The organism is Dolomitihabitans soli (genome assembly GCF_022213955.1).
Taxonomy (GTDB): domain Bacteria; phylum Actinomycetota; class Actinomycetes; order Streptosporangiales; family Streptosporangiaceae; genus Streptosporangium_A; species Streptosporangium_A soli.
This window is the reverse complement of record NZ_JAKNTW010000023.1, coordinates 103,638-130,621: the sequence shown is the minus strand read 5'-3', so window position 1 is coordinate 130,621 and position 26,984 is coordinate 103,638. Positions and strand designations below refer to the sequence as shown.

Annotated in this window: 20 protein-coding genes; 6 read left to right on the top strand and 14 right to left on the bottom strand. The window is 71.4% G+C overall.

Annotated features, from left to right (window positions below; translation table 11 throughout):
* Positions 1–47: 47 nt before the first annotated feature.
* Positions 48–1,910, bottom strand: coding sequence for a glycoside hydrolase family 15 protein (locus tag MBA17_RS34705; RefSeq protein WP_238501619.1), 1,863 nt, complete (start codon positions 1,908–1,910; stop codon positions 48–50).
* Positions 1,911–2,129: 219 nt separating this feature from the next.
* On the opposite strand from MBA17_RS34705, the gene MBA17_RS34700 reads away from it, so the two are divergent.
* Both MBA17_RS34700 and MBA17_RS34695 read left to right on the top strand, forming a co-directional pair.
* A complete protein-coding gene (locus tag MBA17_RS34700; protein WP_238501618.1) occupies positions 2,130–2,699 on the top strand; it encodes a hypothetical protein in 570 nt (189 codons plus the stop codon).
* Complete coding sequence (locus MBA17_RS34695; protein WP_238501617.1) at positions 2,684–2,884, top strand: hypothetical protein; 201 nt, start codon at positions 2,684–2,686, stop codon at positions 2,882–2,884. Before MBA17_RS34700 ends, MBA17_RS34695 begins: the two co-directional genes overlap by 16 nt.
* Positions 2,885–2,897: 13 nt before the next feature.
* On the opposite strand, the gene MBA17_RS34690 is transcribed toward MBA17_RS34695, so the two are convergent.
* Genes MBA17_RS34690 through MBA17_RS34670 form a run of 5 tightly spaced genes read right to left on the bottom strand, consistent with a single transcriptional unit; the run spans position 2,898 to position 6,935 of the window.
* Entirely contained in the window at positions 2,898–3,830 is a 933-nt protein-coding gene (locus MBA17_RS34690; RefSeq protein ID WP_238501616.1) for a cation diffusion facilitator family transporter, read from the bottom strand.
* 41 nt (positions 3,831–3,871) lie between these two features.
* Positions 3,872–4,996, bottom strand: a complete 1,125-nt coding sequence (locus MBA17_RS34685) for an SIS domain-containing protein (protein ID WP_238501614.1) — start codon at positions 4,994–4,996, stop codon at positions 3,872–3,874.
* On the bottom strand, positions 4,993–5,166 hold the full coding sequence (locus tag MBA17_RS34680) for a Trm112 family protein (protein ID WP_238501612.1): 174 nt from the start codon (positions 5,164–5,166) through the stop codon (positions 4,993–4,995). Before MBA17_RS34680 ends, MBA17_RS34685 begins: the two co-directional genes overlap by 4 nt.
* Entirely contained in the window at positions 5,163–6,521 is a 1,359-nt protein-coding gene (locus tag MBA17_RS34675) for a phosphomannomutase/phosphoglucomutase (protein ID WP_238501611.1), read from the bottom strand. The genes MBA17_RS34680 and MBA17_RS34675 overlap by 4 nt, the downstream gene beginning before the upstream one ends.
* A gap of 45 nt (positions 6,522–6,566) precedes the next feature.
* Positions 6,567–6,935, bottom strand: a complete 369-nt coding sequence (locus tag MBA17_RS34670) for a DUF3499 domain-containing protein (protein ID WP_238501610.1) — start codon at positions 6,933–6,935, stop codon at positions 6,567–6,569.
* A 190-nt stretch (positions 6,936–7,125) separates the two neighbouring features.
* Between MBA17_RS34670 and MBA17_RS34665 the strand changes: the two genes are divergently transcribed.
* On the top strand, positions 7,126–7,521 hold the full coding sequence (locus tag MBA17_RS34665) for a metallopeptidase family protein (protein ID WP_238501609.1): 396 nt from the start codon (positions 7,126–7,128) through the stop codon (positions 7,519–7,521).
* A gap of 232 nt (positions 7,522–7,753) precedes the next feature.
* On the opposite strand, the gene MBA17_RS34660 is transcribed toward MBA17_RS34665, so the two are convergent.
* From MBA17_RS34660 to MBA17_RS34645, 4 genes are all read right to left on the bottom strand, one after another.
* On the bottom strand, positions 7,754–9,172 hold the full coding sequence (locus MBA17_RS34660; RefSeq protein ID WP_238501608.1) for a DUF5719 family protein: 1,419 nt from the start codon (positions 9,170–9,172) through the stop codon (positions 7,754–7,756).
* Positions 9,169–12,312 (bottom strand): glycosyltransferase, encoded by a 3,144-nt coding sequence (locus MBA17_RS34655; protein ID WP_238501607.1) that lies wholly within the window; start codon positions 12,310–12,312, stop codon positions 9,169–9,171. The genes MBA17_RS34660 and MBA17_RS34655 overlap by 4 nt, the downstream gene beginning before the upstream one ends.
* Before the next feature lie 440 nt (positions 12,313–12,752).
* Complete coding sequence (locus MBA17_RS34650; protein ID WP_238501606.1) at positions 12,753–13,010, bottom strand: WhiB family transcriptional regulator; 258 nt, start codon at positions 13,008–13,010, stop codon at positions 12,753–12,755.
* A gap of 314 nt (positions 13,011–13,324) precedes the next feature.
* Positions 13,325–15,436 carry a hypothetical protein gene (locus MBA17_RS34645; protein WP_238501605.1) on the bottom strand — a complete coding sequence of 704 codons (2,112 nt, stop codon included), beginning with the start codon at positions 15,434–15,436 and terminating at the stop codon, positions 13,325–13,327.
* 194 nt (positions 15,437–15,630) lie between these two features.
* Here MBA17_RS34645 and cofD point away from each other — a divergent pair, with 194 nt between their 5' ends.
* Both cofD and MBA17_RS34635 read left to right on the top strand, forming a co-directional pair.
* A complete protein-coding gene (cofD, locus tag MBA17_RS34640) occupies positions 15,631–16,566 on the top strand; it encodes a 2-phospho-L-lactate transferase (RefSeq protein ID WP_238501604.1) in 936 nt (311 codons plus the stop codon).
* The gene (locus MBA17_RS34635; protein ID WP_238501603.1) at positions 16,563–17,840 is read left to right on the top strand and encodes a coenzyme F420-0:L-glutamate ligase; all 1,278 of its coding nucleotides are present in this window, start codon (positions 16,563–16,565) and stop codon (positions 17,838–17,840) included. Before cofD ends, MBA17_RS34635 begins: the two co-directional genes overlap by 4 nt.
* A gap of 97 nt (positions 17,841–17,937) precedes the next feature.
* Here the strand turns inward: MBA17_RS34635 and MBA17_RS34630 are convergent, their stop codons facing one another.
* From MBA17_RS34630 to MBA17_RS34615, 4 genes are all read right to left on the bottom strand, one after another.
* Complete coding sequence (locus tag MBA17_RS34630; RefSeq protein WP_238501602.1) at positions 17,938–19,695, bottom strand: substrate-binding and VWA domain-containing protein; 1,758 nt, start codon at positions 19,693–19,695, stop codon at positions 17,938–17,940.
* A 108-nt stretch (positions 19,696–19,803) separates the two neighbouring features.
* Positions 19,804–22,401 (bottom strand): bifunctional FO biosynthesis protein CofGH, encoded by a 2,598-nt coding sequence (locus MBA17_RS34625; RefSeq protein WP_238501601.1) that lies wholly within the window; start codon positions 22,399–22,401, stop codon positions 19,804–19,806.
* A 74-nt stretch (positions 22,402–22,475) separates the two neighbouring features.
* Entirely contained in the window at positions 22,476–23,429 is a 954-nt protein-coding gene (locus MBA17_RS34620; RefSeq protein WP_238501599.1) for a DNA-3-methyladenine glycosylase family protein, read from the bottom strand.
* 463 nt (positions 23,430–23,892) lie between these two features.
* Positions 23,893–24,879, bottom strand: a complete 987-nt coding sequence (locus MBA17_RS34615) for a LacI family DNA-binding transcriptional regulator (protein WP_238501598.1) — start codon at positions 24,877–24,879, stop codon at positions 23,893–23,895.
* 155 nt (positions 24,880–25,034) lie between these two features.
* On the opposite strand from MBA17_RS34615, the gene MBA17_RS34610 reads away from it, so the two are divergent.
* Entirely contained in the window at positions 25,035–26,966 is a 1,932-nt protein-coding gene (locus MBA17_RS34610) for a primary-amine oxidase (protein WP_238501597.1), read from the top strand.
* The last annotated feature ends 18 nt before the right edge of the window (positions 26,967–26,984 follow it).

Sequence of the window (26,984 nt, the reverse complement as noted above, 5' to 3'; positions counted from 1 at the left end):
CATCCGGCGCTTCAACCGCCCCGACGGGGCCCGCGGCCTCAAGGGCGTCAACCCAGCGCCCTGTCGAGGGTGAAGGCCGCGCTGATCAATGCCAGATGGGTGAACGCCTGCGGGAAATTGCCGCTCTGCTCGCCCGTGCGGCCGATCTCCTCGGCGTACAGACCGAGGTGGTTGGCGTAGGTGAGCATCTTCTCGAAGGCCAGCCGCGCCTCGTCCGGGCGCCCGGCGCGGGTGAGCGCCTCCACGTACCAGAACGAGCAGATCGAGAACGTGCCCTCCGCACCCCGTAGTCCGTCCGGGCTGGCCTGCGGGTCGTAGCGGTAGACCAGAGAGTCGGAGACCAGGTCCTCGCCCAGTGCGTCCAGTGTGGACAGCCATTTCGGGTCGGTCGGGGAGATGAGCTTGGCCATCGGCATCATCAGGACGGAGGCGTCGAGGACGTCGCCGCCCTGGTGCTGGACGAACGCCTTCCGGTCGGCCGACCAGCCGCGCCGCATGATCTGCCGGTAGATCGTGTCGCGTTGCCGCGCCCAGCGCGCCATGTCGGCGGGCAGCCCCCGGTGCCGGGCCATCCGCATGGCCCGCTCGATCGCCACCCAGCACATCAGCCGCGAGTAGAGGAAGTTCTTGCGTCCACCGCGGGTCTCCCAGACGCCCTCGTCGGGCTGGTCCCAGTTCTCGCACACCCAGCCGACCAGCTCGCAGACCGTGTCCCACTGCGCGCTGGAGATGGGCTCCCCCCACTTGTCGTAGAGGTAGATCGAGTCGATGAGCGCGCCGTAGATGTCCAGCTGCAGCTGGTCGACGGCGTTGTTGCCGACGCGTACGGGGGCCGAGCCCAGATAGCCCTCGAGATGGGACAGCTCGCGCTCGGGCAGCTTTCGGCGGCCGTCGATGCCGTACATGATCTGCAGCGGTCCCGTGCGGGTGCACGAGGTGCAGACGTGCTCGATCAGGAACTGGATGAAGGCCTTGGCCTCGTCGGTGAAGCCCAGCCGGAGCAGCGCGTAGACGCAGAAAGCCGCGTCGCGTATCCAGACGTACCGGTAGTCCCAGTTCCGCTCGCCGCCGATCTGCTCGGGCAGGCTTGTCGTCGGCGCGGCCACGATGGCGCCGGTCGGCGCGTAGGTGAGCAGCTTGAGCGTCAGCGCCGAGCGGTGCACCATCTCGCGCCAGCGTCCGCGGTAGCGCGATGTGGACAGCCACCGCCGCCAGTACCGCACCGTGGCCTCGAACAGCTCCTCCGCCTCGGCGACAGGGCAGGCCCGCGGGGCCACCTCGCCGCTCATCCGGTCGAGCGCGAAGACAGCCGTCTCCCCCTCGTGCAGTTTGAACAGGGACCATACGTCCCGGCCGTCGCTCTCGACCGGCACACTGGAGGTCAGCGCGAGGGTGAGGTCGGGCGACTCGAAGACCGGATGGCCGTGCTCGGTGCGTACGGTGTGCGACCGGGACCCGTAGTCGAAGCGCGGTGCCACGCAGACGCGGAACGCCAGCGATCCTCGGACGCAGACCACCCGGCGGATCAGCCGGTGCCGGTCGGCCTCGCGCGAGTCGTCGGTGATCGGCATGAAGTCCTGGACCTCGCCGACCCCGTCCTCCGCGAAGAAGCGGGTGATGAGCACATTGGTGTCGGGGAAGTAGAACTGCTTCGTCCGCGTCGGCACGTCCGGGGCGAGCTCGAAGGAGCCTCCCTTCTCGGCGTCGAGGATCGAGGCGAAGACGCTGGGCGCGTCGAAGCGGCCGCAGCAGTACCAGTCGATCGTGCCGTTCGTCCCCACCAGCGCGGCACTGCGCAGATCCCCGATCAGCCCGTGATCGGATACCGGCAGATACCGGGGAGTGCCTGGGCTCCCGAGGCCGCGAGCCACACCGGGGACCTTCTTGGTCACGTTGACCTGAGCAGTCACAGGTCCTCCCTCTGACCTGGCGGTATATGCGCCTGTGTTTCCTGCAATTAGACCGCCCGTCGTCACGGCGCAGGACTAGGATTCGGCCACTCTTTTCCAGATTTTTGATGAGTTTTGATGAGAACGCCCTAATGTCCCTCTCACAAAACAGCCACAGCCGGTCGAGATCCTTCTTGTGGCCGGGCAGACAGCCCGGCCGGAGCCGACGGAGGATACGACATGAACAAGATCAAGCTGACTGTGGCCGGCGCCGTCCTGGCCACTGTGTTCGGGGGGCCGGTCATGGCCACGCCGGCGTTCGCGGACACGCGCACCTGCAAGGGAACGCTTCGTGCCGTCTCCGTTGATGACGTACGCGTGCCGAAGGGGGCGACGTGCACCCTCGTCGGCACCCGCGTTGACGGCAACGTCAAGGTGGGGCGGGGCGCGACCCTGGTGACCCGCGCGGTGCGGGTCGACGGCGACATCCAGGCTGAGAGCGCCCGCTCGGTGTCGGTGACCGGCGGCTCGAAGGTGGGCGGCAACATCCAGCTGAAGGACGGTGGCTCCGTCACGGTGACCTCGACGCGGGTCGACGGCGACATCCAGCTTGAGGACAACGGCCGCTACCTGCGGGTCAACGGCAACCGGGTGGACGGCAACATCCAGCTGAAGGACAACCGCAAGGGTCTGCAGGTCTACCGCAACTCGGTCAAGGGCAACCTGGAGTGCGAGGACAACCGCTCGAAGGTGACCGGCGGCAACAACTCGGTCAGCGGCGACAAGGAAGGCCAGTGCCGCCGCTTCTGACGATGAGCTCGTTTCATCCTGAAGTTCGGTGGAAGGAGACCGGTCGCTACTTCCACCTGTCGGCGCCGGACCACCTCCGCAAGGTCGGGGAGGTCGCGCCCAACGGCTTCTACCCGCCGCGTCGTCCAGGAGGGCGCGGGCCCGCCCACGATCCGCGTCACACCGCGGTGTGGACGGTCCGCTGAGCCGTCGTAGCCGTCAGACCGGGTCCTGCACCTGCTGCCGCTGGTAGATGTCGGGCTCCAGGTAGATGACCCTGGCGATGGGGACCGCCGCGCGGACCCGCTGCTCGGCGGCGTCGATGCCCCTGGCGATCTCCTCCGCCGTGTCGTCGTGCTCGATCGCGATCTTGGCGGCCACCAGCAGTTCCTCGGGGCCGATGTGCAGCGTGCGCAGGTGGATGACCTTGGACACCTCGGGGCCGCCGGTGAGCGCCTCGACGATCTGACGCTCGGCTTCGGGGTCCGCCCCCTCGCCGATCAGCAGCGACTTGGTCTCCACGGCCAGGATGACCGCGATGATCGCCAGCAGCACGCCGATCGACAGCGTGCCGTAGGCGTCCCAGGTGCTGTCACCGGTGACGACGGCCATCGTCACACCGAACAGCGCGAGGATGAGGCCGACCAGCGCGCCGAGGTCCTCAAGGACGATGACCGGCAGCTCCGGCGACTTCGACCTGCGGATGAACTGAACCCACGACTGCTTGCCCCGCACCGCGTTGGCCTCCCGGATCGCGGTCCGGAAGGAGAATATCTCGGCGATGATCGCGAAGATCAGCACGGCGAAGGCCACGACCGGAGTCCCGATCGGGTGCGGCGAGGTGAGCTTCTGGAAGCCCTCGTAGAGGGAGAACAGCGAGCCGACCGTGAACAGCACGACGGCTACGACGAAGGCGTAGAAGTAGCGCTCCCGGCCGTAGCCGAACGGGTGCTGCGGGGTGCGCTCGCGGGCCGCCCGCTTGCCGCCGACGAGCAGCAGCACCTGGTTGCCCGAGTCGGCGAGCGAGTGGATCGACTCCGCCAACATCGAGGAGGAGCTCGTGATCAGGAAGGCCACGAACTTGGCCACCGCGATCGACACGTTCGCGATCAGTGCCGCAACGATTGCCTTTGTACCGCCAGCCGCGCTCACTTACCGACTCCACTCTTGGTCGCTGAAAGACTTATGGGATCTTATTGGGTAATCCGGGCCTTGAGTTCTGTGATGGCTGTCACAGGAGACGGGTCGATACCGTACCCCAGCGCGAGGTAGACGCTCCCGTAGTCGACGAGACCGATCAGCGCGGCCAGCCGTTCCAGCGGGTGCTGTCCCTCGGCCAGCAGTTCGGTGACCGGGACGTCACGGTCGCGGGCGAGCCGCATGGAGACCTCCCTGCGCCTGGCCACCTGCGGGTGCTCGTCGGAGTCTCGCAGCACGAGCAGGCGCAGCGACCGGCCCGCCTCGTCGGCGAAGATGTCACGGGTGGCGAACGGCCCGTCGAAGGCGACCACCTGGTTGTGGTTGGCCTCCGGGATCTCCCCCCAGATGGCGGGATATTTGGCGTTCTCGTTGAGCTGGGAGGCCAGCCGGTGGGCCGCCACCGCCGTGAGCGGTGACGACCCCCAGATCATCGGCACCGTCTCGGCGAGCTCCAGCGCCAACGTCTTGCCCGGGTTGATGAACGACTCGCTGGACGGACGGCAGCGGTTCGCCATGTCCTCGAGGCGCTCGGCCGTCGCCTCGAACACCTCGTCGGTCACCTGCACGAGCTGCACCGCCTGGGCCGCGATGACCAGCGGGATCGCCAGACCCCATAAAGCGGCCCTGGGCTGCCCACCGGCCTGGACCGCGACGAACGGCGCGCCCGCCTGACGGGCGATGGCCTGCAGCGGGGAGTTCTCCGCGCCGACGGCGACCAGCCGGCAGCCCCTGCGCACGGCCTCCGCCGCGACCGCCGTGGTCTCCTCGCTCTTCCCCGAGCAGGAGACCGCCATCACCAGGTCGGTCGCGCCCACCCAGCCGGGCAGCCGGTAGGAGCGGACGGTGATGATCGGCACCGGCGCGCCCGGACCGCACACGGCCGCCAGGACGTCACCGGCGATGCCGGACCCGCCCATCCCGGCGACGATCACCGCACGGGGACGGCCGTCGGCGGCGAGGCCCGCGAGGTTCGCCTCCGCGGCGGCGCGCCTGGCGATGCGGATCTGGGCCGCCGAGGAGGCGACCGCGGGCAGCATGCCCCCCGGATCCGCCTCCACCAGATGGCTCTGGTCGTCGAGCCGGTCCGGATCCCACTGCCGGCCGGGCGCCTCACTCACGGCTTACGGGCCTCGTCGACGAGCAGCACGGGGATGTCGTCACGCACCGGATAGACCAGCCCGCAGGCCGCGGAGGTGCAGATCAGCTCGTCGTCGTGGGTCTCCGCCCGCAGCGGTGACTTGCAGGCGGGGCAGGCCAGGATCTCCAGCAGCCAATCGTCGATCTTCACAGCTGTCTCCTCACGACGGCCAGGACCTCGTCCCGGACCGCCACCATCAGGTGCTCGTCGGCCGCTTCGGCGTTCAGCCGGAGAAGCGGCTCGGTGTTGGACGGACGCAGATTGAACCACCAGTCCGGGCCGTCGACCGTCAGACCGTCGAGCTCGTCGAAGGTCACGCCGTCGCGCCCGGCGAAGCGCTCCCGGATCTCCTCCAGGGCCGCGGCCTGGTCGGCGACGGTGCTGTTGATCTCGCCGGAGGCGGCGTAGCGGGTGTAGCGCGCCAGCATCTCCGACAGCGGCAGCCTCTGCTCGCCGAGCGCGGCCAGCACGTGCAGCGCGGCCAGCATCCCCGAGTCGGCGAACCAGAAGTCGCGGAAGTAGTAGTGAGCCGAGTGCTCGCCACCGAAGATCGCGCCCGTTCTGGCCATCTCGGCCTTGATGTAGGAGTGGCCGACCCGGGTGCGGACGGGCACGCCGCCGTGCTCCGACACGATCTCGGGCACGCTCTTCGACGTGATCAGGTTGTGGATGATCGGTGAACCGGGGTGCCCGGCCAGCTCGCGGACCGCGATCAGCGCGGTGATCGTGGACGGCGAGACCGACTCGCCGCGCTCGTCGATCACCCAGCACCGGTCGGCGTCGCCGTCGTAGGCGAGGCCGAGGTCGGCGCCGACCTCGACGACGGCCTTCCGCAGGTCGACCACGTTGGCCGGTTCGAGGGGATTGGCCTCGTGGTTGGGGAAGGAGCCGTCGAGCTCGAAGTAGAGCGGGGTCAGCTCGATCGGCAGCCCGGCGAAGACCGAGGGCACGGTGTGACCGCCCATACCGTTGCCCGCGTCGACCACGACCTTCAGCGGGCGGATGCCCGACAGGTCGATCAGCGTGCGCAGATGCCCGGCGTAACCCTTGAGCAGGTCTTCCCGCACCACGGTGCCGCCGCCGGACCCGCCGACGCCCGACCTCAGCAGCTCGGCGGCCCGGTCGCGGATCTCCGTCAGCCCCGTCTCACCGCTGATCGGCACCGCGCCCGGCCGGCACATCTTCATGCCGTTGTAGCGGGCCGGGTTGTGGCTGGCGGTGAACATCACGCCCGGCAGCCCCCGGCTCCCGCTGGCGTAGTAGAGCAGGTCGGTCGAGCCCAGCCCGGCGTCGATGACGTCGGCTCCACGGCTGGTCGCACCGCGCGCGAAGGCGGCGGCGAGCGGGCGCGACGACTCGCGCATGTCGCAGGCGACGACCAGCTCCCGGGCTTCGGTGATCTCTGCGAACGCCGCCCCCACGGCCTCCGCGATCTCCTCGTCTAGCTCGTCGGGAACGACGCCACGCACGTCGTAAGCCTTGAAGATACTGGCGAGGTCGCCCACTCTAAGCTCCGCCCTGGTGGTCGATTCCTGAACGCTTCGAGCCTACTAGCGGTCGCGCTTTGGTTGGGCGGAGCGCAGAACTCTCAGATGACCCCGGCGGCCGACCTCGACGCCCTGCCCCACCGGCTCCCCGCCGCCCGGGGACGCGGGCCTGGCCGCCTCCCGGACCGCGTTGGCGAGCGCTTCGAGGTCGTCGCTGCTCGGCTGGCCCGCCTCGCTGGGCAGGCGGACGACCTCCCAGCCGCGGGGGGCCGTGAGCCGCTCGGCGTGCTCGGCGCACAGGTCATAGCAGTGCGGCTCGGCGTACGTTGCCAGAGGCCCCAGCACGGCGGTCGAGTCGGCGTATACGTACGTGAGCGTGAAGACGGCGGGCTGACTGCAGGCGGTGCGCGAACAGCGGCGGACGGGGCTCACGGAGGGACCGTATCCGGTAAGAGTCCGAGGCGCCACTATCCGGGCACTCTTAACGAGCGTGTCGCCACAATTCGGACACGTGTCACAGCTTCCACCGTCTTGCCCCCCTAAGCTGGGCGCTGTGAGCTCGGCACCAGGAGGAGCGCCCCGGCCCCGCGGCCCGCGTCGGCGCGACAGACACGGGCGCGGCATGCGCGGCCCGCTCGCCCCCTCGAACGTGCCGATAGCCCGATCCAGGAGCGAGCGCTTCGACGATCTCGTCCTCGACGCGGTCGACCGGCTCAAGCCGCGCTGGGCGAGGCAGCTCGCCGAGGTGGAGTTCGCGGTGGAGGAGGTGCCGCCGCTCGCGCAACTGGGCGACGGTCCCGGCCGCCTCGACGGCGAGCCGATCCCCTTCGGCAGGACCCAGCCGGCGGCCGGCAAGAATCCCGCGGTGGTCGTCCTCTACCGCCGCCCCCTCGAAGCGCGGGCGCGCGACCGCGACATGCTGGGCGCGCTGGTGCACGAGGCCGTCGTCGAACAGGTCGCCGAGCTGCTCGGGCTCCCTCCGGAAACCGTAGACCCCGGCTTCGACGACCGCCGCTGACCACCGACCCAGCACCACCGCCGACCTCGGCTTCCACCACCACCGCTGAACCCAGCACCACCGCCGACCTCGGCTTCCACCACCACCGCTGAACCCAGCACCACCGCCGCTGACCACCGGCCCAGCACCGACGCCGACCACTGGCCCGGCACCGCCGCCGGCTACGACCACCGCCGCGCACTCAACGACCGCCGCTCGCCATCAGGCAGTCCCCGACACCGGCAGCCGCCGTTCAGGGCAGGACGGTGGCGGCCGAGTCGACCAGGTGGGGCACCAGCGCCCAGGTGCGCCCGGGGGCCAGTGGCTGGAGGGTGACGAGCAGCCCGCCCTTGGTCCGGTCGTCGAGCACCCGCCCGCCGTAGACCGGCCCGGAGCCCGGCAGCGGCGTGATCACCACACTGTACGGCCCGCGAGCCGACGGCAGCTTGACCTCCTCGGTACGTGAGGCGGGCACGGCCACCTCGGTCGCCTTGGGCGGCGTCCCCTGCCGGGGCAACACCTGGACGCGTACCTTGCCCGGCTTGCCCAGCGCCGACAGCACCAGCCGCGAGCTCTGCTTCTTGCCCGTGCGGTTGTCGGCAACCACGCTGCCCAGGTCGATCGGCCCCGCCCCGGCGCTGAAGGCCACGTCGCTCTGGGCGCCGGTCCCGGTCACCGTGACCCCGGCCACGACGGGGACCTCCGACGTGAGGACCACGGCCGACGGCTGACCGCCGACGCCGGTGGACAGGTCGAGGGTGGCGACGGAGCCGGCGGGGACGTCGATGGTCTCCCGGTTCTTGAGCGCGTAGAAGCCGTCCTCGGTCAGGACCTTGACCCCCACGACCGCGTCCATCTCGCCCGGCGCGGCGACGAGCAGCTCACGGTGTCCGCCGCCGCCGGGCAGACCGGGCACCACCACGTGCTTCGCGGGGGCGGTGGAGACGGGCAGCCAGTCGGCGCCCTTCCCCGTGCCCAGTTCGGCCCGGGCGGCGACGGCGACGCGACCGCTGCTCGTGCGCACCTCGACGGCCATCACCAGCGGCGAAGGGGCCAGATCCTTGAGCCTGATCTTGGTGAACTCCCCCGGTTCCACCACCAGGCCGTGGTCGGCGAGCACCGGACCCTCACCCGCGTAGACGGAGATCTCCACGGCGGCGGGGGCGCTCTCGGGGTTGGCGAGATGCAGCGTGATGTCGGCGGCCGCGGGTCCCGGGCCGATCACCCACGCCTCCGAGGTCGGCTCGGTGCAGCGCACCCCGACCAGCCCGCGGGTCTTGCCCGCGGCCTCCCTGACCGTCTGGGACGTCTCCAGGCCGGCGGCCATGGCCCCGACCCCCTTGACGACCAGGGGGTCGGATCGCTCGGCCGTCGTCTTCTGCCAGAGGACGCCCGGTTTGTCGAGCGTGACCAGCGGCTTGGAGTCCGCCTTGAGGGGAGTGATCGTGGCGGTGCCCACCCGCTCGCTCGCCTGCGGCACGACCACGCTGACCGCGTTGCCGGCGGGGTCGGGGCACACCGTCTGCACCGACTCCACGGCCACCTTCGCCGGAGGGGGCGGCGCCGGCTGCGCCCCGGCCGGCTGGGTCACGTACGCCACGCCGTACAGGGCGGCCAGCGAGATCATGATCAGGACGAGCAGGCCGAAACGGTTCTCGATCAGGGCCTTCATCGGGCACCCGCCTCGGCTCGGCGCCGGCCGCGGCGGCCCGGCGGTGGGGTGACGTCGCGTTCGCCCGGGGGTGGATCGGCGTAGTCGGGTCCGGCGTCCTGCTGGCGGGCGCCGGGCGCGGCGAGGATCAGCGTCATCAGCACCAGCGCCGCCTGGGCCCAGAGCCAGACGCCGTGCCAGGTGTCCTGGTGGGTGATCCGCACGGTGTGCTGCGCGGCGTCCAGCCGGAAGCCCTGCGACCAGCCGTCGACCGTGCTGCCGGGGAGTTCGGTGTCGCCTGCGGCCGCGGTCCAGGCTCCGGCGGGTTCGGCGAGCACCAGGGTGCGCTCGCCGCCGCCCGCGGGCACCTGAACGGTCAGCCCTCCGCCGGCGTCCCGTTCGACCGGGACGGGGGTGCGGGCGCCCGCCTTGTCCGCCACCCAGACCCGGCCGAGCGGCCGGGAAACGAGCCACACCCCGCTGGTGGGTGACAGGCTGAGCCTGGTCAGCGTGGGCTGGGAGTCGAGCGCGGCGCTGATCTTCGGGTCGACGGGGGCGACCACGACGACGAAGCGCACGCCGTACGTGGACAGGACTGTGGTGTCGTCGCCGCCGCGTCCCGAGGCGAGCCCCGCGGCGGCGATCGTGAAGCGGTCGCGGGCCTGCCGGGGGGCGGGCAGGTCCGTCTCCCCGACGAGAGGCGTACGGCCGCGCAGGACGGTGTAGGTCAGCCCGCCGCCGGGGCTCGGACGGAGCACGAGGGTGCGCTCGCCGTCAGCCGACTGGGCGGCGGCCAGCGCGGGCATGGTGTCGGGCACGTCGCCGCTGAGCGGTCCCGTGACGCCGGTCATGATCCAGTAACCGGCGGCGAGCACCGGGGTGGAGAACGCGATCGCCGCCGTGACCAGCGCGACCAGCCTGCGGAGCCCGCCGGCGGCCCGGAACTCGGCCAGCCGGTGTGCGGTCAGCGCCGCCACGACCAGCATGCCGGTCGCCGCGAAGGCCATCGGCACGCCCGGCCAGGCCGGCGCCTCGGCACTGCCCGCGACGGAGGTGACCGGCACCCGGCTCACCAGGATCGCGACCAGCACGCCGAACAGCGCGACGCCCCAGCCGACGGCCACGACCATCCGCCGGCGGCGCAGCAGCAAAGCGGCCAGCGCCGCCGCGATGAGCCCGGCGGTCACCCACAGCGGCGGCAGCCCCGGCCCTCCCGGGCTCAGCGTCAGCAGTGACGCCGGATGGAGCCTGCCGTCGACCAGCGACGGCTGGTGCAGCCCGGCTTCGAGGAGGATCTGGCCCGGATGCCGGGCGAGCTGGAGGAACCAGGGGAACAGCAGCACGATCGGCACGCCGAGCGCGATGCCCACGGACACGCCGACGCCCCGCCGCGCGCCGCCGAAGGCCGTGGCCCCGAGCGCGCCGATGATCGCGGTGAGCACGTAGACGAGCGGTACGAACGCGGTGCCCACGGCGAGCAGCAGGCCGAGCCCCCACGCGGCGCGCCTGGCCCTGCGCCCGCCGCCGGCCAGCAGCGCGGTGGCCAGCGACGCGTAGACCGGCAGCAGCACCAGCACGACGGCGGTGCCGATCCGCCCGGCGGAGACCGCGCCGGTGGCGACGGGCAGCAGCGCGTAGGTGGCGGCCAGCCAGACCCGCGCCCCCGTGCTGGGGAGCATCGAACGCGTCGCCAGGTACGCCGACAGCCCGGCCAGCGGCACACAGCCGAGGAGGAGCACCGACACCGCGAGCCACGTGTTGCCGAGCAGGATCGTGGACAGCGCGGCCAGCACCGCGACGTACGGCGGCGCCCAGGCGTCGGAGCCGAGCCCGCTCGGATGGAAGCTCTCGGTGTACAGACGCCACAGGTCGGAGGCGCCGCCGGTCACCGGCACCAGCGCGCCGCCGCCGAGCCTGACGCCGCCGAGCAGGGAACGTTCGGCGGCGATCGTGATCGCGAGCAGGGCCAGCGAGAGCAGCACGCCCGGGTTGCCGAAGATCCGCTGCAACACCCCCGTGTCGGTGAGCAGTTCCTCCCCGTCGTCAGGGGTGGGACCGGCCGAGGCGGCGTGGTGGCGGCCCGCCGACTCCACGGGCCCCTCGCCGGACAGGTAACCCTGGACCATGTCGGCGAGCCGCCGGTAGGCCGCGCCCGGTGGCGTCAGCAACTTCTTGACCTGGTCGTACTGCTGCTTCCTGCCCTTGGTGCGCGCCCTTCGCGCCTTGATCATGCGGCCGGGGTGGGCGAGCACCGAGCCCAGCGCGCTGATCTCGTCGAGGGCGGTGGAGGGCTGTTTGGCCAGCACGAACAGGATCGTGCGGAAGATCGAGCCGAAGATGTTGCGGATCAGCGCCCACAGCAGCGACCGGAACGGCAGGTTCGCCATGATCACGAACATCGCGTTGCGGCGGTCGAGGCGGCGCGGGTGGTGCTCGCTCGCGGTGATCCTGCGGCGGCGTCTGCTGGCCGCCTCCGCGTGCCAGGCCACGGCATGGGTGACGTTGAGCACCCGGTGCCCGGCGTTGCGCACCCGCCAGCACAGGTCGAGGTCGTCGCGGAACAGCGGCAGGTCCGGATCGAGGCCGCCGACGGCGTCCCAGACGTCACGGCGGATCAGCATCCCCGCCGTGGAGACCGACAGCACGTCGTGGATGCCGTCGTACTGCCCCTGGTCGTACTCCCTGGCCTCCAGCCCCGTGTCCCTGCGTCCCGTCCTGTCGACGGTGACGCCCACCTCCAGGAGCAGCCTGCGGTCCAGCCAGTCGCGCAGCTTGGGGCCGAGCACCGCCGCCTTGGGATCCTGCTCGGCGGCCCACAGCAGCGCCTCCAGGGCGCGGACGTCGGGTGCGCAGTCGTCGTGCAGGAGCCAGATCCACTCGGGCCCTTCGCCCGCGGGAAGCCGGGTGAGCACCTCGGCCACCGCCTGCCCGAACCCGGTCGAGCGCGGGAGCGCCAGCACGTTGCCCTGGCCGAGCGCCTGGGCCAGCACGTCGGCGCAGCCGTCGCGGCTGCCGGTGTCGACTCCCACCAGGCGGTCGACGGGTCTGCTCTGGCGCAGCACCGCGGCGAGTGTGTCGCCAAGCCAGCGCCCGCCGTCGTGGGCGACGACGATCGCGGTGACGGCCTGGTGCGGCCTGGGGGTGGGGATTGGGCTTGCCATCTGCTTCGCGGGTCGGGGGAACATGCGTGCGTCGGTGATCGGTGCCCGACAAACATACGGCAACCCGGGACCGGCCCGTCTGGGTGCCTGTCCGGGACGACCACGACCGGCCACGGGCGGCCACGCTCACCGGCGCGTTCACCGCTCCGCGCGCACCGGCGTTCCCGATTGGCCGACGCCCCGGAGACGAGCCGATCCGGGTGGGTGCAACCAGCGAGACAGGCGGGTGGAACCGGCGGCACAGATGGGTGCAACCGGCGAGACAGGCGGATGGAACCAGCGGAACGGGTCGGTGCAACCGGCGAGACAGGCGGATGGAACCAGCGGAACGGGTCGGTGCAACCGGCGGGACAGGCGGATGGAACCAGCGGGAGGGGCCGCGCGGTTCGCGCGGCCCCTCCCTCAATATTCTTCAGATCTCCGGCCGTCAGCCGGAGGCCCTACCCCGCCTCACGTTTGATCCGGCGGCGTTCCCGCTCGGACAACCCACCCCAGATGCCAAACCGCTCATCATGCTCAAGCGCATATTCAAGGCATTCAGCCCGCACCTCACAGGTACGGCACACCTTCTTGGCCTCTCGGGTCGAGCCTCCTTTTTCCGGGAAGAACGCCTCCGGGTCGGTCTGCGCGCACAAGGCGCGCTCCTGCCAGCCAAGATCTTCAGCGCTGAGCGCCTGTGCATCGACCAGGTCGGCCACTGCACACCTCCCTGCCGCCCGCCCGCAATGGAGCCCCCCTTGGACGCCCTCCTCATACCCACCCTGCGGAAGGCGTAACAACACGCTTGTAATTACACTCACGCGCCGGGTGCGACGTCAAGCGGCATGCCGCTATCCCGGGGAAAGACCTGCTCGCCCCGGTTAGCAGCCGTGTGCTCTCCCAACATGGCGAACCCGCCACGCGGTGGGAGTCGCCTGCCCTGTTCAGCGCTGTCAGTGGTCGGGAACGTACCAGGACGTGTGCCGACCGTGACCCGGGCTCACCTGCTTTCTGTCAAACGATGGCCCGGTCATTACCTGCGTGGTTCACCCGGCGTGTATATGGCCGTCGGGTCTATCGGCTCGTCCCCCTGGTAGGCCTTCGGGTCGAAACGCACCGTCGACTCGCCCAGCGGCGCGTCCTGCGGGGGATACGTGGGCGACTGCGGGTGGCCGAAGGGCCCGTCGTAGGCCGGCTCGGCGGGATAGTCGAGGTGCGGCTGGGTGCCGGCCTGTGCCTGGTAGCCCTGGGCCTGCTGGTACGCCTGAGCGAGCTGGTGCGATCTGGGGTCGGCGCCGCCGTGCTCCTCGTAGTGGTTCGGCTCGGGCTGCTGCGCCTGGTAGCCGAACTGCTGACCGGCCTGCTGGTCGTACGGCTGGCCCTGCTGGTCGTACTGCTGGTTCGCCTGCGGCTGGTCGTACGGCTGGCCCGGGTACTGCTGCTGCGGGTAGCCCGGCCCCTCGGGCAGGGTCCCGTACTGGCCGGGCTGGGCGTCGGCCGCGCCGTAGCCGTAGGAGCCCGGCTGGCTGTCCGCCGGGGCGTACTGGCCGGCCGGCAGTTCGCCCGCGTAGGACGACCCGCCCGCGAACGCACCCTGCGCGTCGGGAACCGGCGGGAACGGCTGCCGGTCGGCGAACGCCCCTCGCTGCCCGTCGGCCTGACCGTACTGGCCGTCCTGTCCGTACTGTCCCGGCTGGCCGTCCTGCGGGTGCTGGTTCTGCTGGCCGTACTGGCCGCTCTGGTCCTGGCCGTACTGGCCGCTCTGGTTCTCCTGGCCGTACTGGCCGCTCTGGTTCTCCTGGCCGTACTGGGCGCCTTGGTTCTCCTGGCCGTACTGGCCGGGCGGGGGGTAGGCGTTCTGGCCGTACTGGCCGCTCTGGTTGTCCGCGGGAGGGTAGGCGCCGGGCTGGCCGGCGTACTGCTGGCCGTAGCCGGGGGTCTGGCCGTAGTCCGGGGGCGCGGGGAAAGGCGGCGTGGCCTGCTGCTGGCCGTAGGGCACGCCGTAGCTGTCGGGCTGCGGGCTGCCGTAGTCAGGCTGGCCGTACTGGTCCGGGGTGGCGGGGCTCTCCGCGGAGGGGAGCGCGGGCAGGGCCGCCAGGGTCGGGGAGTACGGCGCGGGCTGCGGTTGGGCGGCGGGCGGCTGCTGGGGAGCCTCCGCCTGGGGCTGCTGGTAGGGCTGGTGCTCCGGCTGCTGGCCGTACTGCTGCTCGGGCTGGCCGTAGGGGGGTTGCTGGCCGTACTGCTGGCCGTAGGAGGGCTGCTCAGGCTGCTGGCCGTAGGAGGGCTGCTCGGGCTGCTGGCCGTAGGAGGGCTGGTCGGGCTGCTGGCCGTAGGAGGGCTGCTCGGGCTGCTGGCCGTAGGAAGGCTGCTCCGGCTGGGCGAACTGCTGGTCCGGCTGACCGTACGAGGGCTGCTGCGGCTGCTGGCCGTACTGCAGGTGCTCCGACTGGCCGTACTGCTGCTCGGGCTGGCCGGGCTGCTGGCCGTACGCCGGCTGGTCGGGCTGCTGGCCGTAGGGAGGCTGGTCGGGCTGCTGGCCGTACGGGGACTGCTCGGGCTGGGGCTGGTAGGGGGGCTGCTGGCCGTACTGCTGCTGGCCGTACGGCGCGCCGCCCTGGACGGGTGGCTGCTGGCCGTACGGCGGCTGCTGCTGGCCCGGGTTGTAGCCGAACCCCTGGCCCGGGGGTGGGGCGTGCGGCGTCGCGGGGATCACGTCGGGGAGGAGGTAGAGCAGGCCGACGCCGATGAGCGCGAGGCCGGGCAGCCCGTTGACGAAGAGCTCCAGCCCGCTGCGGAAGCCGAGGTCACCCGAGGCGACCGCGCCGATGAGCGCGACCAGGCCGAAGAGCCCGGAGATCCCCAGCCCGCCGACCGCGCCGAAGGTGATCAGCTTGGCCCTCGGGGTCACCACGCCGAGCTTGCTCGTCAGGACCACCGCTCCGATGAGGAGGGCGATGTTCACCGGCGAGAGCAACTCGCCCACGCTGCCCGCGGCGCGCCAGCCGAAGCTGCCCGCCGAACCTCCGAAGGGAGACGACTCCCCGATCAGCAGCCTGCCGACCCCGACGAGAATGCCCGTGGCCGCCGCCGCGAACATGATCCATGCGGCCGGTTCTCTGAGCCGGTTCGCCTCGATTCTGATCACAGCTTGCCCCCATTAGCTCCATATGGCACCCGGGAAGTTTTGCACAAGGTCGACTTCAGTGTCGGGAGACTCATCAACCTCATCAAACCCATAAGTGCCCTATCGCGCACTTTTTGATGATTTTTCGAGGCCTTCTGGGTGGACACCGAGCCCGCGCGGACGTGCTCCGCACCACCAGTGGAAGACTGGTCACCATGCGCATCGTCTCCCTCGCCGGCGGCATCGGCGGCGCCCGCTTCCTCCGTGGCCTGCAGGTCGCGGAGCCGGAAGCGGGGATCACCGTCATCGGCAACACCGGTGACGACATCACCCTCTTCGGCCTCCGGGTCTGCCCCGACCTCGACACCGTCATGTACACCCTCGGCGGCGGCATCGACGAGGACCAGGGCTGGGGCCGGGCCAAGGAGTCACACACGGTCAAGGAAGAACTCGCCGCGTACGGCGTGCAGCCCCAGTGGTTCGGCCTCGGCGACCGCGACTTCGCCACCCACATCGTCCGCACCCAGATGCTCGGCGCGGGGTTCCCGCTCTCCCAGGTGACCGAGGCCCTGTGCGACCGGTGGCAGCCAGGGGTCCGGCTGCTGCCGATGACCGACGACAGGGCCGAGACCCATGTGGTGATCAACGACGCGGACGGCAGGCGGGCGGTCCACTTCCAGGAGTGGTGGGTGCGCCTGCGCGCCTCGGTGCCCGCCGAGGAGATCGCGCTCGTCGGCGCGGCCGACGCCGCCCCCGCCCCGGGCGTGCTCGACGCGATCCGCGAGGCCGACCTGGTGATCCTGCCGCCGTCGAATCCCGTGGTCAGCATCGGTACGATCCTGCAGATTCCCGGCATCCGCGAGGCGCTGTCGGAGAAGACCGTCGTCGGCGTCTCACCGATCGTCGGCGGCGCGCCCGTGCGCGGCATGGCCGACGCCTGCCTGACCGCGATCGGCGTGGAGACCAGCGCCCAGGGCGTGCTCGAACACTACGGAGCGGGACTCATCGACGGCTGGCTGGTCGCCGAGGAGGACGCGGCAACCCGGCTCGACGGGGTCGAGGTCGCGGCCCGGCCGCTGATCATGCACGACGTGGCCGCGGCGGCCGACATCGCACGGGCCGCGGTCGCACTGGGACGGGAGCTCGCGTGATCACCATCGAAGGCGTGAACGGCATCCCCGAGGTGCGCCCGGGCGACGACGTCGCCGGGCTCATCGCGGCGGCCTCGCCCGGCCTCGCCGACGGCGACATCGTCGTCATCACCTCGAAGATCGTCAGCAAGGCCGAGGGCCGGATCCAGACCGCCGCCGACCGTACCGAGGCGATCCGGCAGGAGACGGTCAGGGTGGTCGCCCGGCGCGGCGAGACCGTGATCTCCCAGACCCGCCACGGGCTGGTGATGGCCGCCGCGGGCGTGGACGCCTCCAACACCGATCCCGGTACCGTGCTCCTGCTCCCCCACGACCCCGACGCCTCCGCCCGCCGCATCCGCGCCGGCCTGCGGAAGCGGCTCGGCGTCCGGGTGGGCGTCATCCTGTCCGACACCTTCGGGCGGCCGTGGCGGAACGGCCTGACCGACGTCGCGATCGGCGCGGCGGGCGTCGTCCCGATCGACGACTTCCGCGGCCTGTCCGACACCTACGGCAACCTGCTGTCGGCGACCGTCACCGCACTGGCCGACGAACTCGCCGCCGCCGGCGAACTGGTCAAGAGCAAACTGTCCGCGGTGCCCGTCGCGGTCGTGCGCGGGCTGCCCAACCTGGTGACCGACTACGACGGGCCCGGCGCGGCGGTCCTGGTGCGCCCCGCCGACGAGGACCTGTTCAGGTACGGCTCGCGCGACGTCGTCTTCGCCCGCCGTACGATCAGGCAGTTCTCGGACCAGGCCGTCGACGGCGAGGCCGTACGGCGGGCCGTCGCGGCGGGCATCGCGGCTCCCGCGCCGCACCACACGACCCCGTGGCGGTTCGTGCTGGTGGAATCGGCGGCGACCCGGGCCAAACTGGTCGACGCGATGCGTGACGCGTGGATCATCGACCTGCGCGGCGACGGCTTCAGCGAGGAGTCGATCGCCAAGCGGATCAAGCGGGGCGACGTGCTGCGCGACGCGCCCTACCTGGTGGTGCCGTGCCTGGTCATGGAGGGCTCGCACACCTACGCAGACGATCGCAGGAACGCCGCGGAGCGGGAGATGTTCGTCGTCGCCGCGGGTGCGGGGGTGGAGAACCTGCTGATCCAGCTCGCGGTGGAGGGCCTCGGGTCGGCCTGGGTGTCCTCGACGATGTTCTGCAGGCCCGTGGTCCGCGAAGTGCTCGACCTGCCCGCGAGCTGGGACCCCATGGGAGCCGTCGCCGTCGGCCACCCGGCGGCCCCGCCACGCGACCGCGCGCCGCGGGAGGCGGCCGACTTCATCCTGACCCGCTGACCGTCACCCGGGCGACAGCCGTTTCTCGGTGACCTCCGGCGCCGAGCGGGCGGGTATTGTCGCCCAACCCCCCACTCACCCGGGCGACAGCCGGGTCTCAGCTGGGGGTCGGGCAGGTGGGGTGGCACAGGCGTCTGGCGAGGGCGGCGAGGAAGACGTCGATGATCTCGCCGGGCTGCTGGGCGACGTGCAGCGAGCCGTTGGTCGCCGCGGTGACCTGGCCGAGGCCGTCCCGGTCGAGGTCGTCGCCGAAGGCGATCATCACGATCTGCACCGGCCGGTCGGGGTCCCACTCCCGCCTGAGCCGGTCGAGCAGTTCCTGCCGGGAGACGCCCTTGCCGTCGTCCCGGCCCGCCGTGATCACCACCAGGGTGTTGTTCCGGTCCTTGTCGTAGTCGTCGCTCACCGCGCGGAAGCCGGACAGGATGGCGTCGTAGAGGGAGCTCGGCAGCTTCGGATGCGGTTTGAGGGTGCGGGTCAGCTCGTCCAGCAGGCTGCGCCGTACGATCTGGCCGCTCGGCGGCTCGTTGATCGGGCCGAGCCGCACCCGCTCCACGTACGGCCGGCCGGGCGCGAGGCCGTGGGCGAACTCCCAGAAGCCCACGTTGGTCGAGGCGGAGAAGAGCTGCAGGCCCGTCCTGGCCGCCTGGAGCGCCACCGTGGAGCGGGTCGCGCCCTGCCCTCCCTTGATCTTTTCGGCCATGTGCTTGGAGGAGTCGGCCAGCACGAGCATGTTGGTCGGCGGGGCGAGCCTGCTCCACGCCTCCAGCGCCTCGTCGATCACCAAGGGCGAGATCGACGGACGGGTCCGCGGCCGGTCGGTGGGGATGTCGGGGCCGGGCTCGAACGGCGGGAGGGAACCGTCGGCGGACCTGAAGCCCGTCCTGCGCACGATGTCGCGGACCCCGGCGGAGCGCAGCCAGTCGGCGAAGGCGCGCGAGCCGGCGGCCTCGGCGGGGTCGGCCGCCGTGACGACGTACGGGTAGTCGAGGTTGATGGTGCCCTCGCGGGGGTGCAGCGCGACCACCGGGTCCTGCGCGGGCCGCCGGTTGTGCTCCCAGACCGACTGCTCGGGGACGATCACCACGGGACGGTTCCAGAACGACCGGTCGTCGACGGCCGCGAGCATCGTGCGGTAGTCGGGCGCGGAGCCCGCCTGCGCCCACCTGACGAACGCGGTCAGCGACTTGTCCGCCTCGGGCCCGGTGCCGACGATGTCCCTGGCCGCGGCCACGGTGGCGATGCCAGCGCCGGCGAGCGAGGGGTCGGGCACCCGGACCACGTCGGGCTCGTCGTCCGTGGGCGCGACGCGGCCCCTGATCGTGGCGGGGAAGACCATCCGCCAGTTCATCTCGGTCCTGCCGTCGGTGAACCGCTTGGCCAGCGAGCGCCTGGTCGCGAAGACCAGCGGCGAGGTGGCCAGCACGACCTCGCCGTCGGCCACGTCCCTGGCGCCCTGCTTGCGGGCCAGCCGGATCCAGGCGGAGGAGTCGGCGACCCAGCCGTCCGGGCGTTCCTGGAGGACTCCGGCGCGGTCGCCGATCAGGGTGCGCAGCACGGTCGCGGGCGGCTCCTCGGCGACCTGCACCAGCACGCACCGCCCGTCGACGGCCGCCCTGCTCCGGTTGAAGCCGGCCGCCGCCTCCATCACGGCGGGCGCGACGTCCACCGCCGCGGCGACCGCGACCAGAACAGGTTCCCGTGTGCTACACGGCCCGCTCGCCCGGTTGTAGACGATCGCCACGCAGCTCGCCGCCGCCACCAGCAGCGCGAGCACCGCCAGGACGACGCGGACCCGCGCCTGTCTGCGCCGTCCCGCCGAGTCGAGGGCGGCACGGTGTCGGCCCAACGGCACGATCCACCTCTTGTGATCTCGTCCGGAACAGCGGGGTGACGATTCCCCCAACGGTCACCATAAATGCGGCGGGTGGTCGCTATCCGAGAATATAGAACTCGTTATAATTCATGCCATCGGCAGTACCCTTCTGACGCTCTGGCACACCCCGTCACTCAGCTCCGCCGCCGCCCGCCGCTCCTCGTCCGGCGCGCCGTACCCGGTCAGCCGCTGGCGCAGCGGCCTGCCCGTGGGCGCGACCATCGCGGCGATGTCGCTGATCGTCTTGTAGGAGCCGTTCTCCGAGCCCGCCATCCGGCTGATCGTCTCCTCCATCAGGGTGCCGCCGAGGTCGTTCACCCCGCCGTCGAGCACGACCCGGCACAGATCGTCCTGGAGCTTGACCCACGAGCACTGGATGTTCTTGATCGCGCCGTGCAACATGATCCTGGCCAGCGCGTGCACGGCACGGTTCTCCCGCGCCGTCGGCCCCGGGCGCGCCACGCCCGCGAGGTAGATCGGCGAGCTGTGGTGCACGAACGGCAGCAGCACGAACTCCGAGAACCCGCCCGTCTCCTCCTGGATCGTACGGATCAGCCGCAGGTGCTTCACCCAGTGCGCGTGCGTGTCGACGTGCCCGTACATCATCGTGGAGGTGGTCGGCAGGCCCACCCGGTGCGCGGTGGTGATCACGTCCACCCACTCCCTGGTCGGCAGCTTCCCCTTGGTCAGCACCCAGCGCACGTCGTCGTCGAGGATCTCCGCCGCCGTGCCCGGCAGCGAGTCCACCCCCGCCTCCCGCGCCGCGTGCAGCCAGTCCTCGATCGACAGGTTCGTACGGCTGGCCCCGTTCACGACCTCCATCGGGGAGAACGCGTGCACGTGCATCTCCGGCACCCGCGCCTTCACCGCCCTGGCGATGTCGAAGTACGCGTCGCCGGGCAGGTCCGGGTGGATGCCCCCCTGCATGCACACCTCGGTCGCGCCCGCCTGCCACGCCTCGTGCGCCCGGTCGGCCACCTGGTCCAGGGACAGCGTGTAGGCGTCGGCGTCGCTGCGGCGCTGCGCGAACGCGCAGAACCGGCAGCCGGTGTAGCAGACGTTGGTGAAGTTGATGTTCCGGTTGACCACGTAGGTGACGTCGTCCCCCACCGCCTCCCGGCGCAGCCCGTCCGCGATCCGGCACAGCTCGTCCAGGCCCGCGTCGTCGGCCCCCTGACCGGCGGGATCCCCTGCCAGCCCGAGCAGCACCAGCGCCTCGTCGTCGGTGATCCCCGCGGGATCGACCTCGGCCTTCCGCAGCGCCTGCCGTACCTCGGCCTTCGCGGGCGTCGTCGTCCGTACGGCGGCGAGCCGTTCCTTCAACGCGTCCCAGTCGCCGTACACGTTGTCGAAGTCGTCACGCCGGTCCGCGGACCGCCCCTCCCGGTCCACCCCGACGTGCAACTCCGTACGCCCGCTCGCCACGAACCCCCCGTCGGGCTCCTGCCAGGGACGCCCGGCCACGACGGCCGCCTCGACCGCCAGGCCCGTCTCCGGGTCGGCGAGCGCCGCCACGTGCCCGCGCAGCCGCGGATCCAGCCACGGCTCCCCCGCCAGCACGTACTCGGGGTAGATCGTCAGCCTCTCCCGCAACGAGAACCCCTCGCCCGCCGTACGCTCCGCGAGGTCCTCGATCTGCGGCCAGGGGCGCTCCGGGTTGACGTGGTCGGGCGTCAGCGGCGACACCCCGCCCCAGTCGTCGATCCCCGCCCTGATCATCAACCCGTACTCGGAGTCGACCAGGTTGGGCGGCGCCTGCACCCGCATCCGGGGGCCCAGCACCAGCCGGGTCACCGCGATCGTCGCGGCCAGCTCCATCAGATCGGCGTCGGGCATGCCGCGCATCGCCGTGTCCGGCTTGGCCCGGAAGTTCTGCACGATGACCTCCTGGACACCGCCGTACTCCCTCGCCACCCGCCGGATCGCGAAGATCGACTCGGCCCGGTCCCGGATCGTCTCACCGATCCCGATCAGAATCCCCGTGGTGAACGGCACATTGCTCCGCCCGGCGTCTTCGAGCACGCGCAGCCGTACCGCGGGGTCCTTGTCGGGCGAGCCGAAGTGCGCCTGCCCCTTCTCCTCGAACAGCCGCCGCGAGGTCGTCTCCAGCATCATCCCCATCGACGGCGCGACCGGCTTGAGCCGCTGGAGGTCGCGCCAGGTCATGACGCCCGGGTTGAGGTGCGGGAGCAGTCCCGTCTCCTCCAGCACCCGGATCGACATCGCCCGCACATAGGAGAGCGTGTCGTCGTATCCGTGCGCGTCGAGCCACTCGCGGGCCTGGTGCCATCGGTCCTCGGGCCGGTCGCCCAGCGTGAACAGGGCCTCCTTGCAGCCCATCGCCGCCCCCTGCCGGGCGATCTCCAGGACCTCGTCGGGGCTGAGGAACGGGCTGTCCAGCTTGTGCGGCGCGGTGGCGAACGTGCAGTAACCACAACGGTCCCGGCACAACCTGGTCAACGGGATGAACACCTTGCGGCTGTACGTGATCACTCCAGGACGCCCGACGGCGGTCAGCCCGGCGTCGCGCACCCGGCCCGCGTGGTCGAGCAGCGTGTCCAGGTGCTCGCCCCGGGCCTGCAACAACACCGTGGCCTCGGTGAGATCCAGCGTTTTGCCGTCTCGCGCTCTGGCCAGGGCACGCCGGAGGGAGGAGTCACTGACCTTGGGCTCGGGCTCACTCATACCCGGCACACTACGATGGCCTGAGTACGGCACGCGCACCCAGCCCCACACTTGGCGGGAAGGGGCGGAAACGGTCAGAAAGCTCGATAGTCCCGCGCCGCCATACGCGGCCCCCGGGCGGGGGGCCGACGGCCGCTCAACTCGACGAGCCGCACCACCCGGTGCCGGTGCCCCCGGTACGGCGCGAGCAGCCGCAACATCCCCGCGTCATCCGTCTTCGCGCCGGTCAGCGCCCAGCCCACCAGCGCCGGGATGTGATAATCGCCGACCGACACCGCGTCCGCGTCGCCGTACGCCCGCTGCCTGATCTCGGCCGACGTCCACACGCCGATCCCCGGCAACGCCCGCAGCAACCGGTCCGCCTCGTCGCTCGACGCGGCGGCCTCCAGCTTCCCCGCGTGCCTGGCGGCGTTGACGATCGTCCGGGCCCGCACGGCCTCGGCCCCGGCGCGGTGCCAGTCCCAGCTGGGGATCCGCCGCCACACCTCGGCCGCCGGCATCACCCGCATCCCCTCGGGCGCGGGCCCCGGCGCGGTCTCGCCGTACTTGCGCAGCAGCCACCGCCACGCCCGCCACGCCTCCCGCCCGACCACCTTCTGCTCCAGTACGGCAGGCACGAGCGACTCGAAGACCAGGCCCGTCCGCCCGATCCGCAGCCCGGGATGCCGCTTGGCCGTCTCCCTGATCACGTCGTGGGATGTCGAGGATTCCGAGGACGTCGAGAATGCTGATCCGGCCGCGCCGATTATCGCCTCAAAGCCCGAAATATCGTCATCGGCACCGAGGAGCTCCGGCAACCTGTCCAGCATCCACCCGGCCCCCGCCCCCCAGGCGTTGCCGACCACGACCCCCTCGGCCGCGCTCACCGACACCCGCAACGTGACGGCCCCCTCGGGCGTCGGCGACGTCCGCCACACGGCTCCGTCGACCGTCACCCGGCACGCCGGATCCCCGCTCCCCCGCCGGAAGTCCGACAACACGAGCCCCACGTCCACCGGCCCCTCCGGCCGCCACCGCCGCTCCCTCACCCGCCCAGTCTGCCCTCTCCCCCGACCCAACCGGTCACGCGTTCATTGGATGTGGACCCGCCCCTTCAGCTCTACTCATGCGCAGAATCATCTCGCCCGACCACGATCGTCTTCGACGGTGATCGCGGCCCGGGAACCGCCTCGATCGACCATTCCCGATATTTACCTGATTGGTAGTCACGCACTGTTTTGACACCTGGCCGGCGGCCAAATGCAACTGAGGCCGGTTACATTTGCAGAAACCTGCCAACTCCAGCGAATCACCTGGTCAAAGGCATCACTAGCGGCTTCGGGGTGAGATCCCGATGCTCTAGGCGGCGCAATGTAACTGGTGCGAGTTACATTTGCTGGACGGCCTTCGCTCCCCGGCTGACGCGATCATTGGCACGTGGTGCGGCTCAGCAGTGGCGGGTGATGCAGGTGACCTCGTCGGGGGTCAGCGGGGGTTCGAGGCGGGCACGGCTCAGCGCCCGGTGGACGCGCGTACGGTCAGCTCTATCGGATGGACCCGGGTGATTCCCGCCGGGCTGCCGCCCTTCAGCAGGTCGAAGAGCAGTTCGGCGCAGCTCGCCCCGGCCTCGCGGGGGCGCAGGTCGATGGCGGTGATGGGCGGGTCGGACAGGCGCATGGCCGGGCTGTCGACGCACGAGGCCAGCAGCAGGTCACGCCCCACGGCCCGGCCGGCCTCCTTCACCACGGGCATGATCTCGGCCGCCGATCCGGCCGGCGCGCAGATCAGGGCGTCGAGGCCCGGGTCCGCGGCGAGCAGCGAGCGGGCGGCGGCGCGGACCTCGTCGGCCGCCGCCTCGAAGGCGACCGTGCGGACCACGGGGGCCGGCCCGTGCCGCTCGCACCAGGCCCGGTAGCCGCGGTGCACGCTGGCGGCCCAGTCGCTCTCGTCACCCGCCACGATGAGGGCGGGTCTGCGCGCGCCCGCCTCGTACAGGTGGTCGAGGAGTTCTCCCACCATGTGGGCGTGCTCCGACCACACCACCCCGTCGGCCTCAGGACCGCCGGAGAGGCGCTCGCAGGTGACCGTGGGGAGGCCCGCGTTCATCAGGGTGTCCACGACCGGGTCGCCGGCCAGGGGATCGCCGAGCACCAGGCCGTCCACCCTCGGCGGGCGGCGGCGACGGCCCGAGGTGATCAGCGTGACGTCGTAGTCGTTGTCGGCGGCCCGTTCGACGACGCCGAAGACGAATGACATGTAGTAGTTGGACCGGGTGAGGACCTCGGGCACGTGCAGCCCGATCGCGCCGGTGCTGGCCCGGCGCAGGTGGCGGGCCGATCCGTTGGGCACGTAGCCGAGGGCGTCGGCCACGCCGAGCACGACGGCACGGGTCTCGGCGGACACCCGCCCGGAGCCCCGCAGGGCGTCGGACGCCGTCGTCTTGGACACCCCCGCCCTCGCGGCGACCGTCAGGAGGGTGACCGGTTCGTCTGCGCGCACGCCCTGATGCTAGCGCCAGCGGCGAACCGGTCGATCTGTTAAGTGCATGTATCGGCGAGCCGTGAGGTCTTGTCACCACCCGTCGTCGAAAGTATGTTGACCCGCATGCCGGAACGTTCCGGCACGCGGGCACTGGAGACGGGAGCACACCTTCCATGGAAGCGGCGGAGCACGGCCGGCGGGTCCTGGGCGGGGGCGAGCGGCCGCATCCGCTCGACCCGCTGAGCGAGGCGGAGATCGTGGCGGCCCGGCGGATCATGGCGGAGGCCGGCGTGGTCACCCCCTCGACCCGGATCGCCTACCTCGGGCTCCTGGAGCCTCCCAAGGACGAGATCGACCGGTCGCCCGAACGCCGGGTGCGGGCGCTGCTGCTCGACATCGCCGACGGGGCGTCGCAGGACGTGATCGTCTCGGTCACCGGCGGCCAGGTGGTGGCGCGCACCCCGATCGACCCGGTCACCGACGGGCAGGTGCCGCTGCTGGGCGAGGAGCACGCCCTGGTCAGGCGGGTGCTGCGGGCCGACCCCGAATGGGCGCGGGCACTGGGCCGCCGAGGCGTCACCGACCTCTCCACGGTCTACCTCGCGGCGCTCACCGCCGGCCACTACGACCTGCCGGGCGAGGAGGGCCGCCGCATCGCCCGGGTGCTCGCGCACGTGCAGCCCACGCCGGAGAGCCTGCCCTGGGCCCATCCCGTGGACGGCCTGGTGGCCTACGTCGACCTGATCAAGGCCGCCGTCCTGGAGATCGTGGACACCGGGACGCTGCCGATCCCCCAGGAGTCGGGCGACTACCACGACCCCGAGGTCTCCGGACCGCACCGCACCTCGCTGCGGCCCATCGAGATCACCCAGCCGGACGGGCCGAGCTTCACGATCGACGGCTCCCTCGTCACCTGGGAGAACTGGAGCGTACGGCTCGGCTACGACATGCGCGAAGGGCTGGTCCTGCACCAGATCGGCTTCGACGACGCCGGCCGGACCAGGCCCATCGTGCACCGCGCCTCGATCGCCGAGATGGTCGTGTCGTACGGCGACCCGAGCCCGGTGCGCTTCTGGCAGAACTACTTCGACACCGGCGAGTACCAACTCGGCAAGCTGGCCAACGCCCTCGAACTCGGCTGCGACTGCCTCGGCGAGATCACCTACTTCGACGTCACGGTCACCGGCGACGACGGCTCCCCCCGGACGCTGCCCAACGCGATCTGCATGCACGAGGAGGACTACGGCGTGCTGTGGAAGCACACCGATCCCGCCAACGGCTCCCGGGAGACCCGCCGCCAGCGCCGGCTGGTCATCTCCTTCTTCGTCACCGTCGGCAACTACGACTACGGCTTCTACTGGTACCTCTACCTCGACGGCACCATCGAGCTGGAGGTCAAGGCCACCGGCATCGTCTTCACCGGCGCCTACGACGAGCGGGCCGCGCCGCATGCCTCGGAGGTCGCGCCGGGGCTCGCCGCGCCGTACCACCAGCACCTGTTCAGCGCGCGGCTGGACATGACGGTGGACGGGGTCGCGAACGCCGTGGAGGAGGTGGACGTGCGGCGGGTTCCGATGGGAGAGGGCAACCCGTACGGCAACGCGTTCGGCCGGGCCGTCACCCGGCTGCGTACCGAGGCCGAGGGACGGCGGGACGCGGACACCGGCCTGGACCGGACCTGGCACGTGATCAACCCGGCGGTGCGGAACCGGCTGGGCGGGCCGGTCGGCTACGCCCTGTTCCCCGAGGGCAAACCGGTCCTGCTCGCCGACGAGGCGTCCTCGATCCGGGCCCGTGCGGCCTTCGCGACCCGGCACCTGTGGGTCACCCGACACCACGCGGAGGAGCGTTATCCTGCGGGTGACCTGGTCAACCAGCATCCGGGCGGCGCAGGTCTGCCCCACTACACCGCGGCGGACCGCGACATCGACGGCCAGGACATCGTGCTGTGGCACACGTTCGGGCTGACCCACTTCCCGCGTCTCGAAGACTGGCCGATCATGCCCGTCGACACCTGCGGGTTCACTCTGCGACCGGTCGGGTTCTTCGACCGCAACCCCACCCTCGACGTCCCGCCGAGCACGGGCCGCCACTCCTGTCACTAAGCACCTGAAAAGGGGCCC